General features: G+C 71.4%; 7 protein-coding genes and 2 pseudogenes. 3 read left to right on the top strand and 6 right to left on the bottom strand.

Annotation, left to right across the window (positions count from 1 at the left end; translation table 11 throughout):
• Positions 1–2: 2 nt before the first annotated feature.
• A pseudogene (locus ABZ441_RS19780) lies at positions 3–702 on the bottom strand (FadR/GntR family transcriptional regulator).
• Between ABZ441_RS19780 and ABZ441_RS19775 the strand changes: the two are divergent.
• Positions 673–1106 (top strand): annotated as a pseudogene (locus tag ABZ441_RS19775) (phosphogluconate dehydrogenase C-terminal domain-containing protein); the annotation flags it as partial. The pseudogenes ABZ441_RS19780 and ABZ441_RS19775 overlap by 30 nt on opposite strands.
• A gap of 107 nt (positions 1107–1213) precedes the next feature.
• On the opposite strand, the gene ABZ441_RS19770 reads toward ABZ441_RS19775, so the two are convergent.
• Positions 1214–4702 carry a hypothetical protein gene (locus tag ABZ441_RS19770; RefSeq protein ID WP_358975547.1) on the bottom strand — a complete coding sequence of 1163 codons (3489 nt, stop codon included), beginning with the start codon at positions 4700–4702 and terminating at the stop codon, positions 1214–1216.
• 297 nt (positions 4703–4999) lie between these two features.
• Here ABZ441_RS19770 and ABZ441_RS19765 point away from each other — a divergent pair, with 297 nt between their 5' ends.
• Entirely contained in the window at positions 5000–6163 is a 1164-nt protein-coding gene (locus ABZ441_RS19765; protein WP_358975544.1) for a hypothetical protein, read from the top strand.
• A 54-nt stretch (positions 6164–6217) separates the two neighbouring features.
• On the opposite strand, the gene ABZ441_RS19760 is transcribed toward ABZ441_RS19765, so the two are convergent.
• The 4 genes from ABZ441_RS19760 to ABZ441_RS19745 form a co-directional block, all read right to left on the bottom strand.
• Positions 6218–7702, bottom strand: a complete 1485-nt coding sequence (locus ABZ441_RS19760; RefSeq protein ID WP_358975541.1) for a penicillin-binding protein 2 — start codon at positions 7700–7702, stop codon at positions 6218–6220.
• A gap of 136 nt (positions 7703–7838) precedes the next feature.
• On the bottom strand, positions 7839–8684 hold the full coding sequence (locus ABZ441_RS19755) for an LLM class F420-dependent oxidoreductase (RefSeq protein WP_358975538.1): 846 nt from the start codon (positions 8682–8684) through the stop codon (positions 7839–7841).
• 159 nt (positions 8685–8843) lie between these two features.
• Positions 8844–10763 (bottom strand): AMP-binding protein, encoded by a 1920-nt coding sequence (locus ABZ441_RS19750; RefSeq protein WP_358975535.1) that lies wholly within the window; start codon positions 10761–10763, stop codon positions 8844–8846.
• 120 nt (positions 10764–10883) lie between these two features.
• Complete coding sequence (locus ABZ441_RS19745; RefSeq protein ID WP_358975532.1) at positions 10884–12161, bottom strand: acetyl-CoA C-acetyltransferase; 1278 nt, start codon at positions 12159–12161, stop codon at positions 10884–10886.
• Positions 12162–12235: 74 nt separating this feature from the next.
• Between ABZ441_RS19745 and ABZ441_RS19740 the strand changes: the two genes are divergently transcribed.
• Positions 12236–13558, top strand: coding sequence for a 3-oxoacyl-ACP reductase (locus ABZ441_RS19740; protein WP_358975530.1), 1323 nt, complete (start codon positions 12236–12238; stop codon positions 13556–13558).

Below are 13558 nucleotides of genomic sequence, written 5' to 3'. Positions count from 1 at the left end.
CCCTACTCCCCCTGGCCCTCGTCCCCGCGCAGCGAGAGCCTCAGCCGGTCGCTCGCCAGCCGCATGTGCTCGGCCATCGCCGCGTCCGCGCCCTCCGGGTCGCCCACCCGGATCGCGTCGAGCACGGCAGCGTGCTCGTGGAGCGTCCCGCTGACCGTGCCCTCGATGTCCCGGCCCGCTCCATCCACACCTGGAGCAGGGCCCGGATGGAGTGCAGGATGTCGCTGAGCACGGTGTTGCGGGCGATGTTCGCGGTCTCCAGGTGGAACGCGATATCGGCGTCGATGAACGCCTTGACGTCCGTCCCCGCGTCCCGCATCCGCTCCAGGTGCTCCTCCAGCCGCTCGACGTCGGCCTCGGACGCCCGGTCGACGGCCAGCCGTGCCGACATCCCCTCCATGAAGGTGCGGACCTCGACGAGATCGTGCGTGCGGCGCTGACCGAGCATCAGGCCCCAGTTGATCGCCCGCGGCAGGAACTCCGAGGTTCCTTCACGGACGTACGAGCCCGAGCCCGGCCTGATCTCGATGATGCCGAGGACGTCCAGCGCGGACAGCGCCCCGCGCACGCTGGAGCGCGCGACGCCGAGGGCGTCCGCCAGCTGGCGCTCGGCGGGCAGGCGCTGCCCGGCTTCAGGTTTCCCTCGGACAGATGATCAGCGACTTCACCACCCTGTTCGCCGAGAACTCCCCCCAGGGCCAGGAACTCGTCCGCGAGCTGGGCCGCGAGCTGACGGACAGCGCCGAGCCGCCGCACAGGCCGACGTCGTGATCCTCGCCGTCCCGGACGTCGTCCTCGGCACGGTCTCCGAGCAGCTCGTCCCGGTCATGAAGCCGGGCGCGATCCTGCTGACCGAGGCCCTGCACGAGACGGTCCACACGGTGGGCGTCCCGGAGAAGGCCGCCCGCGCCATGCTGCTCGGCCACACGCAGGTCGCGCCGGCGAACACCCTCAAGGGCTCCAACCCGTTCTCCGACGCGTGCCTGATCGCGATGGACTACGGGCGCGAGTCGATCGTCCGCGACGACTGGAAGAACGTCTTCGAGGACGACGAGCTCGACAAGGTCATCACGCGGATGCTGAAGATCAAGGAGATCAGGCGCTGACCCGGTCCTGACACCGGCACCGACGCTCGGATCCCGCGAAACGGGCCGGGCCCTCCATCAGGGATGGAGGGCCCGGCCTTTCGTCTGCGCGTCGACGGCTCACGGTCTCAGCGGACGACCGCCCTGGTCGCCTTGCTGACGGCGGATCCGTCGCTGTGTCCGGTGCGGCGCGCCGTCACCTTGACCGTGATCTTCTTGCCCTTCTGTGCGGTCTTCAGCGTCAGGGAGGTCTTGGTCGCCCCCTTGATCGCCTTGCCGCCGGCGTACCACTGGTAGGTGTACGAGGACGGAGCGGGCGTCCACGTGCCGCGGGCGACCTTCAGCACCTTGCCCACCTTCGCGGTGCCCGAGACCGAGGGCGCCTTGGTGGCCTTGGGAGCGGTGCCCCTGGCCACGGTCACCGCCGCCGTCGTGACCGCCCCGGCGGTGTGGCCGGTGCGCCGGGCGGTGACGGTCACCGAGATCTTCTTGCCGAGGAGCGACGCCGGGACGGTGTAGGCCGACGCGGTCGCCCCCGCCACCGCCTTGCCGTCCGCCTTCCACTGGTAGGCGTACGAGGTGGCGGCCGGGGACCAGGCGCCCGGTGCGGCGGTGAGCTTGGAGCCGACCTTCACGGTGCCGGTGACCTTCGGAGCCGTGGTGGCCTTCGGTGCCGCGCCCTGGGCGACCACGACTGCCGCCGAGGTGCCCGTGGCCTCCGGGGTTCCGGTCCTGCCGGCGCCGACGGTGACGGTGACCTTCTTGCCGAGCAGCGATGCCGGAAGGACGTAGGCCGACGCGGTGGCACCGGCCACCGCCTTGCCGTCGGCGTTCCACTGGTAGGTGTACGACGAAGGACCGCCCGACCACGTGCCGGTTCCGGCGGTCAGCGTGCCGCCGACCTTCCCGGTGCCGGTGATCGCCGGCGGCGTCAGGTTCAGCAGGGGGGCCGCGGTGACCGTGAAGGAACCCTTGCCGTACTCCCACGCGTTGTGCGTGACGACGCTGAGACTCCAGGTGTCGACGGCGGCCCCGGTCAGGTCGAGGACGGCCGTCAGGGTCCTTCGGTCGGCCGACACCGAGGTGGTGGTGGCCTCGACGATCTTGCCGGACCTCTGGATCTGTACGGTGTCGTCCTCGTGCAGAGCCGTGCCGGTGACCTGGAGGGTCACCTTGCTTCCCGTGGCGCCGGTGGTCGGCGTCACCGTGCCGACGGTGACCTTCTCGGTACCGCAGCGGACGGACGTGCAGACCGCCTCGGCCGAGTAGGACGTCCGTGACGCGGTCTCGGGAAGGGACAGCACCAGGATGCTCGACGTGTCGTCCGCGCCGTACGGTTCGTTGACGTAGCACTGGTATCCGCTCGGCACGAAGCGGATGCAGCCGTTCTCGCGGCTCGCGTCGTACAGCGCCGGGACCGCGGTCGTGGTCGCGCCCGTGGTGTCGCTGATCTTCATGTCGAAGCGGTCGTTGTACGCGGTCGGCAGCGCCGCGCACACCGCGCTGTGCTGCTCGTCCAGCGTGCCGGTGACCGGGCCGTACCCGTAGCTGACGTCGGGCGCCTTCACGCACTCGTCCGCCGGACCGGTCGCCGTGGCGACGCGGAGGGCGTCGAAGCGGTAGGAGGGCGCCGCCTTCAGGCCCGCCCGTACGGTGACGAGCACCTGGTAGCGGGTGGAACCGGTCACCGCGCACGCCTGGTTCCTGTTGCACAGGGCCTCGCCGTCGGCGCCGTAGGCGACGACGTTCGCGGTGCCCAGGTCATCGCGCACGTCGAGGTGCAGGGTGTCCTTCGCGTCGGCCGTGGTGACCTGCCGGCAGACCAGGGTGCCGGGGGCGCCCATGGTGCCGCCCGTGGACGGACCGCCGACCTTGGCAGCGGGGTTCGCGGTGCAGCCCTTGGCGGTCGAGGTGACGTCGCGCCGGGTCAGGGTGTACTCGGCGGCGGTGTCGCGGCCGGTGACGAGCACCGTGTGGCCGACTCCGGGTGCCAGGGCGCAGGTGGTCCAGGTGGAGAGGGAGGAGTAGATCGAGCAGACCTGCTTGCCGTCGGCGTCCAGGACGCTGAACTGAGCTGTGGACGTGGTGCCGGGAGCCGCCTGGAGCTGCAGATTCTCCTGCGCGCTGTGGTCGTCGGCCGGAATGCTCAGGCACCGCGAGAACACGCCCTCGCCGGTCGAGAAGCGCGCAGTGGGGCTGTCTGCGGAGAAGTCGCCCGCCGGAATGGCCGGGCAGCCGCTCGCCGCGTCCGTGCGGTGCAGGGCGAACGTGTAGCTGCCGGTGGGCTTTTCCTCGCTGTCGGTCGAGACCAGGAGCCGGAAGGGCGCCTTGCCCGTCAGCTCACAGGTGCCGCCCGAGAGGTCGCTCCCCTCGCACCGCTGCACGCCGTCGGCGTCCACGGCGGTCACGTTCGCGCGTGGGGAGGAGCCGCTGAGAGGCTTGAGCACGGCCATGCGGGCACCTGCCGGGAACGGCAGCGAGAGGCAGTCGATCTCGCCGACCGCCGTGAACGCGGAGGTGTGGAGACCGGGTTCGGCCGGTACGCAGCCGTCGGCGGAGGACCGGTCGATGATCAGGGTCGAGTCGTCGGTGAGGACGGTGTAGGCACCGGCCGCCGGAAGTGAGCATCCCGACCATGTGGTGCAGACGGTCTTTCCCTCCCGGTCGTACACGGCGAGCGTGGTGCGGCTGGACGAGCCGACCCCGTACACGTCGTAGCGTCCCGCGGCCGGGGCCTGGAAGGTCTTGCACCCGGTGGCCGAGCCCGCTGCCGTGGGCGCGGAGCCGTAGGTGTTGAGCGGGACACTCGCGCAGCCGGCCGGTTCGGAGAGTCTGCGGATCTTGAGGGTGTACTCGGCGGGGAAGCCCTGCTCCGCGTCACTGACCTGCGACAGAACCCTGTAGGGCCCGTCGCCGGGCAGCACGCAGCCCTCGCTGTCGTCCTCGTTGAACCGGGGGCAGATGTGCGCCCCGGTCCCGTCGGTGATCCAGGACCCGCTGCCACCCGACACGGTGGTCCTGATCGTGTGGGTGATCCGCTCGCCGGGCTTCGCGGCGAAGGGCTGGCACTGGATGGCCGTGGGGCCGGCCGCCGCTCCCGTGAGCGGGGCGCTGTCCCAGGCGGTGCCGGTCTCGGGGGAGCAGCCCTCGTCCGTCCGCAGAGGGGTGAGAGCGACGGTGGGCCTGCTCGGGTCCGGCCAGTTGTTGTACAGCTTGAGCGTGTACGCGCCCTTGTGGTTCAAGTCGCACCAGCCGGCGCCCCACTGGGGGTCGTAGCAGTCGACCTCGGTCTCGCCGTCGAAGACGGACGGGTAGGTGTTCTCCGTACCGGATCCGCTCACGATCAGCCGGTGCAGGCCGGGCCGCTCCACGCTGACGGTGAAGCAGACGGCCCCCTCTCCCGGAACCTCCACCGTGCCCTCTGCGGGAGCGGCTTCGCCGAAGGCGGACAGCGGAAGCCGGGTGCAGTCCTCGGCAGCCGCAGTGGTGCCCGGCGTACCGGTGGCGGAAGCCTGCGCCGTCCCCGCGGGCAGTATCAGTGACAGCAGAACCGACAACGTGAGCACAAGGGCGGTAAGGACCGCGGTTCTCGCGGCCGTACCCAGGCGGTGTGGCATTCCGTTCCCCCCGGAGCGGTGAAGTGGGCCGTGCGCCGGAGCCGCCGCGTGCCGGGCGGGCTCGACGACGCCGAGCGCGCACCTGTCATGTGTAGAACATGTAGAGAGCGCATGTGATGATCGCACAGATGCGCGCTCCCCCACCTGCCGATTCCCGTCCACCGGACAGCGCCCGGCGCGCAGGCCGCGGCCGGCCACCACGGGTCGGCGCCACCGTGATCCACGCGTGATCACCGCCCCGTAACCTCCCATCGGCCAGGGGGAATTCACGGGATGCGATCGATTCGGGGGCAGTTCATGACATACGGACGCGCGGCGATACCAGTATTGGCCGGGGCGCTGTTGCTCACGGCACTGCTGTGGTGGGCGGGGGCGAGCGTGAACGCGCTGCATCTCCGGGGCACCGCCGAGGTGATCGGCAGCCAGGCGGCCGGCGATCTGGAGCACTGGCTCACCCCCTGGTCGTACCATCCGCCGGAATCGGTCCGGCTGGGCACCGCGGTGTCGGGCACGACCGTGGGCGCCGGCTATCTCGCCCTGTACGTGACCGCCATGCAGATCAGGTTCGCCGCGGTCTTCGCCTTCTTCGTGCCCGGGGCGCTGCTCCTCGTACGCAGGCTGCCCCCGGTGAACCGCAGGACGCCGGCCACGCTGGCGGCGGTGTGGGCCTGGGGCATGGTGGCCGGGACCCTGGCCGTCACCGTCTCCGCACCGTGGGTGATCGCGTCGCAGGGGCGCGGCAGTTACCGCTTCCTCCCTCAGCTGGCGGGCATGATGACCGCCGGACGGCAGATCCTGGTGCCGGCCGCACTGGTCGCCGCGGTGGTCACCGTGCTGGTCGCCCGGATCACCGCCAAGGGCGCCGGTGACCTGCCCCGGGCGGTCGTCCCCCGGCGCGCCGCGCGGACGGCGGCCACCGTGGGGACCCTCGTCGTCGCACTGTCCCTGGTCGTCCTCTCGTACCAGCCGGTCGCCGCCGAGATCCAGACCGTCTCCCTGTCCGGGCGGCTGTTGTCCGAACCCGGCGACTTCCTGCGCCAGTGGCTGCTGCTCGGTGGCTGGGCCGGGCCGGCGGGCACGTCGATCGGCCACTGGCTGCTGTACCGCGCCGCCGACGGGCTGCTGCTCGCCGTGGTGTGGTGTGCGCTGCGGTGGCTCCCCGGGCTGCTGACCCGTGTCACGATCCCGGCGATGGCGGCCGGGGCGGTCTGCGCGACCGTCACCGGGCTGCTGGCGGGTCAGTTGCTGCGGATCGCGCTGGACTCGACGGGTCTGAGCATGCTCTACGGACCGGTGCACGTGATGTCGGCCATCGGGACCGGAGTCCCCGCCGCCCTGGCCGTCGGCTCGGTGGCGGGAGCCGTCGCGGCCCTGCCCCTGCGGTGGGCGGACAGCCGCACAGAGGACCGCGGCGCCCCCGAACCACCCGCCACGGTGCCGGACCGCCCCGCCGCCGTATGACGCGACCGCCCGCCCGGCGATGCGCCGGGCGGGCGGTCATGGACGAGGGCGGGCCTACTTCCCCAGCACCGACTGCATCACGCTGCGGGCGATCGGTCCGCCCAGGCCGCCGCCCGAGATGTCCGAGCGGGAGATGTCCATCGCGGTCGGGTCGATGAACACCGCGACCGCCACCGACTGGCCGTCGGGGTTCTTGCCGTACGAGACGAACCAGCCGTAGGGGACTTCCTTGCTCACGTCGTCGCCGCGCTGCGCCGTACCGGTCTTGCCGCCCACCGTCACGCCGTCGATCAGTGCGCGCTTCGCACTGCCCTCCGCGGCGGTGAACTCCATCATCTCCTGGACCTTCTTCGCCGTCTCCTCCGAGACCGCCTGGCTCTTGAGCTGCGGTTCGTGCTTCTCCAGGGTGGACAGGTCCGGGCCGCGCAGCTCGTCCACGATGTACGGCTGCATCAGCTTGCCGTTGTTCGCGAGGGCGGCGGTCACCATGGCCATCTGCATCGGCGTGCTGGTGAGGCTGCCCTGGCCCATGCCGGTGAGGGCGGTGCCGGGCTTGTCGAGCTCCTGCGGGTAGAGGCTCTTCGAGGCGAGCATGTCACCGAAGGCGTCCGAGTAGACGTCCTTGTTGAAGCCGAACTTCTCGGCCGTCTCCCTCATCCCCTCGTCCCCGACCTTGAGGGCGGCGTCCAGGAAGACGTTGTTGCAGGAGTACTGCATGGCCGTCTTCATCGACGCCTTGTTGCACGTCGCGTCGCCGGCCTCACTGCTGATCCTGCTCGACGACAGCGGCAGCGGGTACGGGGAGACCGCGTCGGTCCGCGCGTCGACGTCGTCGACGACACCGTGCTCCAGTGCCGCGGCGGCCGTCAGGATCTTGAAGGTGGAACCGGGCGGGAAGGTCTCGCGCAACGGCCGGTTGGCCAGCGGCTTGCCCTTCTCGTCGATCAGGGCCTGGAACTTGTCGCCCTCCTTGAAGGAGTTGCCGGCGAAGACCGAGGGGTCGTACGAGGGCGTCGAGACCAGTGCGAGGACCTTGCCGGTCGCCGGTTCGAGGGCGACGACCGCACCCCGGGCTTCGAGATCGGTCAGGCCCTTGTAGGCCGCCGCCTGCGCCTTCGGGTCGATGGTGGTGACCACATCGCCGGCACGCCGCTCCTCGCCGGTGAGGATGTCCTTGGCGTGCCGGAAGGCGAAGCGCTCGTCCTGGCCGCTGAGGATGCTGTCGTACGTCTTCTCCAGGAGGGACATGCCCTGCGCCTGGGAGGCGTAGCCGGTGACCGGGGCGTACATCGGGCCCTGTTTGAAGGTGCGCTGGTACTTGAAGTCGGTCCCCTCGACCAGCTTCGACCCGGTGACCGCCTTGCCGCCCACGATGATGTCGCCGCGCGGAGTGGCGAACTGGGTGATCTTGACCCGGCGGTTGTGTTCGTGGGTGGCCAGCTCCTCGCGCTGGGCGTACTGGAGCCAGTTGGTCCGTATCAGTAGAGCGAGCATCAACAGCCCGCAGAATATGGCTATGTGCCGCAACGGCCTGTTCATCGTGCTCCCGCTCCCCAGGCAGCCGAGCACACACGCACACGGGCCGCACCATCGATGTCCGGAGGTGATAGATGCGATTTTAGCTCTGCCGGTTGCACCGGAAGATCACCCCGCCAGGTTATCGGCCGGAGGTATCTCACAGATACGCCGCATAGGCGTCCAGCGCGCGCAGCACCTCGGCCTCCGGGGCCGGGGGAAGTTGCAGGACGACCTCGGCGACCCCCAGATCCGCGTAGTACGCCAGCTTCCCCGGAGACGGCACGACGGCGTAGGGAACCACCTGGAGCTGCTCCGGGTCGCGCCCCGCATCCTCCCAGGCGGCTCGCAGCTTCGGCACGGACTCCGGCAGACCGCGCCCGCCGATGGGCAGCCAGCCGTCCGCCTCCTGGGCGATCCGCGCGAACAGCTTCGGCCCGGCCGCCCCGCCGATCAGGGTGCGCGGACCGTTCACCGGACCGCGCGGCCTCTGCACCGGCTTCGGATAGGCGTGGCTCGCCCGCACGGAGGCGAACTCACCCTCGTATGCCGTCGGTTCGTCCGCCCACAGCGCCCGCATCAGGGCCAGCCGGTCGCTGCCGAGCGCGCGGCGTGTCGCCCACTCCACGCCGTGGTCGGCGGCCTCCTCCACGTTCCAGCCGTAACCGATGCCGAGCGTGAGACGGCCGCCGGAGAGGTGGTCGAGAGTGGCGGCCTGCTTCGCCAGATCGATGGGGTCGTGCTGGGCGATGAGCGTGATGCCGGTGCCGAGGGCCAGCCGCTCGGTGACGGCTGCGGCCTGTCCCAGCGCGACGAAGGGGTCGAGGGTGCGGCCGTACTCGGCCGGCAGCTCACCGCCCGGCGGATAGGGCGTCTCCCGGCTCACCGGGATGTGGGTGTGCTCGGGCAGGTACAGCCCGGCGAACCCCCGCTGTTCCAGCTCGCGCGCCAGCCGTACCGGTGTGATCGTCTCGTCGGTGAGGAAGATCGTTGTGGCGATCCGCATGCCAGGCACCTCCGTCGTCGTCCGTGGCGGCTCCACGGTATGCGGTCGAGCGCACCGTGGAGCCCACTCACGCAGAGCCTGCCACTCCCGGGGCCCGGGTCCTCACGCAGGTCCGTCGCCGTGCCGGACCCCCGCCCCGCGGCCGTCGGGGTGCTCGGGCTACTTGCGGTACAGCTCCTCGATCTCCGCGTCGAAGTCCCGCGTGATCGCGTCCCGCTTCAGCTTCAGCGACGGGGTGAGGTGACCGCTCTCCTCGGTGAAGTCCACCGTCAGGACCGTGAACTCACGGATGGACTCGGCGCGCGACACGAGGCGGTTGGCCTCGTCGACCGCGCGTTGCAGCGCGGCGCGCAGCTCCTCGTCGTGGACGAGCTCGCGCAGCGGGACGTCCTCCTTCTTCCGCATCCGGCGCCAGTGCGCGAGGCCGTCCGGCTCCAGGGTGATCAGGGCGCTGATGAACGACCGGTTGTCCCCGACCACCATGCACTGGCTGACCAGCGGATGGGCGCGCAGCCAGTCCTCCAGCGGGGCCGGGGTGACGTTCTTGCCGCCGGACGTGATGATGATGTCCTTCTTGCGGCCGGTGATCGTGAGGTAGCCGTCCTCGTCCAGGGCCCCGAGGTCACCCGTCGCGAACCAGTCGCCCTCCGAGTACGGCACGGCCTCGCCGCGTTCGGTGTCCCAGTACCCCTTGAAGACCTGGCCACCGCTGAGCAGGACCTCTCCGTCGTCCGCGATCCGCACGGCGGTGCCCGGCAGCGGCCAGCCCACCGTGCCCAGCCGCGGTTTGAGGGGCGGGGTGACCGTGGCGGCGGCGGTGGTCTCGGTCAGGCCGTATCCCTCGAAGATCTGCATGCCCGCTCCCGCGTAGAAGGCGGCGAGCCTGCTCCCCAGCGGTGAGCCGCCGCAGATCGCGTACCGGACGTGGCCGCCCAGCGCGGCGCGGATACGCCGGTAGACCAACGGGTCGTAGAGGGCGCGTGCGGCACGGAGTCCGATGCCGGGGCCGGGACCCGTGCCGTGTTCGGCCGCCTCGACCGCCTCGCCGTACCGCTGCGCGATCCGGGCGGCGCGGTCGAAGGACGAGACGCGGCCCATCTTCTCGGCGGTGGCCCGGCCGGTGTTGAAGACCTTCTCCAGGACGTAGGGGATGGCCAGCAGGAACGACGGCTTGAAGCCGGCCAGGTCCGCGAGCAGGTCCTCGGTCCGGATCGACGGCCCGTGCCCGAGCCGGACCCGGGCGCGCATGCACCCGATCGCCACCATCCGGCCGAAGACATGGGAGAGGGGCAGGAACAGAAGGGTGGACGCCGGGTACTTCGACACCGACTTGAAGACCGGGTGGAGCAGTTCGATGGCGTTGTCGACCTCGGCGAAGAAGTTCCCGTGGGTCAGGACACAGCCCTTGGGCCGGCCGGTGGTGCCCGAGGTGTAGATGAGCGTGGCGGGGCTGTCCGGTTCCAGTGAGCCGCGACGAGCGGCGACGACCGCGTCGGGGACGTCCTTACCGAGCGTCTTCAGCCGGCCTATGGCGCCCGTGTCGAACTGCCAGAGGTGGACGAGGTCCCCGAGCTGCTGCCGCTCCTGACTGACCAGCCGGCCCTGTTCCTTCGTCTCCACGGCGCAGGCGACGGCCCCGGAGTCCTGGAGGATCCAGCGCGTCTGGAAGGCCGAGGAGGTGGGGTAGACGGGAACGGTGACCAGCCCGGCCGCCCAGGACGCGAAGTCGAGCAGCGTCCACTCGTAGGTCGTACGGGCCATGATCGCGACCCGGTCACCGCGCTGGAGGCCCTCCGCGATCAGGCCCTTGGCGACGGCCGTCACCTCCGCGGCGAATGCGTCGGCGGTCACGTCCAGCCAGCTGCCGTCCCCCTGCTTACGGCTGAGGACCGCCTCGGAGGGGGCCTCCCGGGCGTTGTCGAAGGGGATCTCGGCGAGCGAGCCCCGCCGCACGGTCGGCGCGAGCGGCGGCACGGAGACCTCCCGTACGGTGCCGTCGGCCGACCGGACCATGGTCGGCTCGACCAGGACGGGAGCGGTGGGCGCGGCGGGTACGGCGGCGGGTTCGGGCGTGGACACGATCGGCTCCTCGACATGGGGTCCGGCGCCGGGCCCGTCCTGGGGTCCGGCGCCGAGGCGGCTGCTGGGTGCGCGGGGTCGTTCACGTTCGGATGTGCAAAGGTGCGGCCGGGGGACGGGTCAGGGGCGTTCAAGGATGGCGGTGACGCCTTGGCCGCCCGCGGCGCAGACCGAGATCAGGCCCCTGCCGGGCGCGCCCCGCTCCGCGAGGAGCTTCGCCAGGGTCGCCACGATCCGGGCACCCGTCGCGGCGAAGGGGTGGCCGGTGGCGAGGGAGGATCCGGCCACGTTCAGCCTGTCCCTGTCGACGGGGGCGAGGCCCTGCCCCTCCCAGGAGGCGAGGGTCGCGAGGACCTGGGAGGCGAAGGCCTCGTGGATCTCGAAGAGGTCGAAGTCCTCCACGGTCAGCCCGGCACGCTCCAGCATGCGCGGTACGGCGTACGCGGGCGCCATCAGTAGCCCGTCCTCGCCGTCGACGTAGTCCACGGCGGCCGTCTCGTAGAGGGACAGATACGCCAGCGGCTCCAGCCCGTGCTCCTCGGCCCACTCCTCGCTCGCCAGCAGCACGGTGGCGGCGCCGTCGGTGAGCGGGGTCGAGTTGCCCGCGGTCATCGTCGCGTCGGGGTGTCCGGCGCCGAACACCGGCTTCAGCGTGGCGAGTTTCTCCACCGTGGAGCCTGGGCGCAGGTTCTGGTCACGGTCCAGGCCGAGGTACGGGACGACGAGGTCGTCCAGGAAGCCCCGCTCGTACGCCGCGGCGAGCCGCTGGTGGCTGGTGGCGGCCAGCAGGTCCTGGTCCTCGCGGGCCACGCCCCACTTACGGGCGGTGACCGCGGCGTGCTCGCCCATCGAAAGCCCGGTGCGGGGTTCGGCGTTGCGCGGGATGTCCGGGACGAGGTGGCTGGGGCGGGCGGCCGCCAGCGCCTTGATCCGGGCGCCCGTCGACCGGGCGCGGCGCGCCTCCAGCAGGATTCTGCGGAGCTTGTCGTTGACGCCGAGTGGAGCGTCGCTCGTGGTGTCGGCGCCTCCGGCGATCGCCGAGTCGACCGCGCCGAGCGCGATCTTGTTGGCCGCGGCGACGACGGCCTGCAGGCCGGTGCCGCACGCCTGCTGGATGTCGTACGCGGGGGTACACGGGTCGAGGGCGGAGCCCAGGACGGTCTCACGGGCCAGATTGAAGTCCCGGCTGTGCTTGAGGACCGCGCCGGCCACGAACTCACCGACCTGCTGCCCCCGCAGGCCGAAGCGCTCGACGAGTCCGTCCAGCGCGGCGGTCAGCATGTCCTGGTTCGACGCCCGCGCGTACGGGCCGTCCGAGCGGGCGAACGGAATACGACTGCCACCGATGACCGCGACCCGGCGCGGCTGCGGAAGTGCGAGGGGAATCAACTCGACCAACTCATCTCGACAACTCCTGACCCTTGAGTAACCTTACTCTGGAGTAAATCTACGACCGAGCAGGAGTCCAGACAATGGCCGATCGCTATCTGCACTTCACCGGCACAGCACCCGGCCGCTTCCTGAGCCGCAGGCTCGGCCTGCCGCAGCCCGCGCCGCTGCGCCGCTGGACACTGGAAACCCCTTCCCTCGAAGGGCCGTTGCTCCACCTCACGGCAGGTGACTCCGACCACTCGGACACCCTCGGCCCGGTGCTCGCCTCGACCGGCCTGAAGGTCACCGGACAGGCCGAACGCCCCGCCGCCGTCGTCCTGGACGCCACCGGCGTCACCACGGCCGCCGGGCTCGCCGACGTACACGCCGCTCTCCACCCTGTCGTACGGTCACTGGCCGGCGGCGGCCGTGTCGTGGTCATCGGCACCACACCGTCCGCCGACGACCACCACCAGGCGGCGGCCCAGCAGGCTCTCGAAGGGTTCGTACGCTCGCTCGGCAAGGAGATCGGCCGGGGTGCCACCGCGCAGCTGCTGCGGCTCGCCCCAGGGGCGAGTGCCGCCTCGGCCGAGTCCACGCTCCGCTTCCTGCTGTCCCCCCGCTCGGCGTACGTCAGCGGCCAGGTCGTCGAGTTCACCGCCGACGCGCCTGGCGAGGTGGCCGACTGGGCGGCGCCGCTGTCCGGGCGCACCGCACTGGTCACCGGCGCGGCGCGCGGCATCGGAGCGTCCGTCGCCTCCGTCCTCGCCCGGGACGGCGCCCGGGTGATCTGCCTGGACGTCCCACAGGCCCAGGAGGAACTCGTGCGCACCGCCGACCGGCTGGGAGCCACCGCCCTGCCGCTGGACATCACCGCACCCGACGCCGCCGACCTGATCGCCGCGGCCGCCCCGGGCGGCCTCGACGTCCTCGTCCACAACGCGGGCATCACCAGGGACCGGCGGCTCGCCAACATGCCGGCCGACCGCTGGGCCTCGGTCATCGACGTCAACCTCGACAGCGTCCTTCGCACCACGGACGCCCTGCTGGAGGCGGGCACCGTGAACCGCGGTGGCCGGATCGTCGCCACCGCCTCCATCGCCGGGATAGCGGGCAACGACGGCCAGACCAACTACGCGGCCAGCAAGGCCGGCATCATCGGCCTGGTCCGCTCCCTCGCCCCCCGCGCCGCGGCCGAGCACGGCGTCACCGTCAACGCGGTCGCACCCGGCTTCATCGAGACCAGGATGACGGCTGCCGTGCCCCTCTTCATCCGGGAGGCAGGACGCCGCATGAACTCCCTCTCCCAGGGCGGGCTGCCGGTCGACGTCGCCGAGACCACCGCCTGGTTCGCCCAGCCCGCGTCCGGCGCCGTCAACGGCCAGGTCGTACGGGTCTGCGGCCAGAGCCTGCTGGGGGCGTGA

Origin of the sequence: Streptomyces sp. NPDC005752, from assembly GCF_040630715.1 — a bacterium.
Lineage (GTDB): Bacteria > Actinomycetota > Actinomycetes > Streptomycetales > Streptomycetaceae > Streptomyces.
This window is presented reverse-complemented; position numbering and strand designations above follow the sequence as displayed.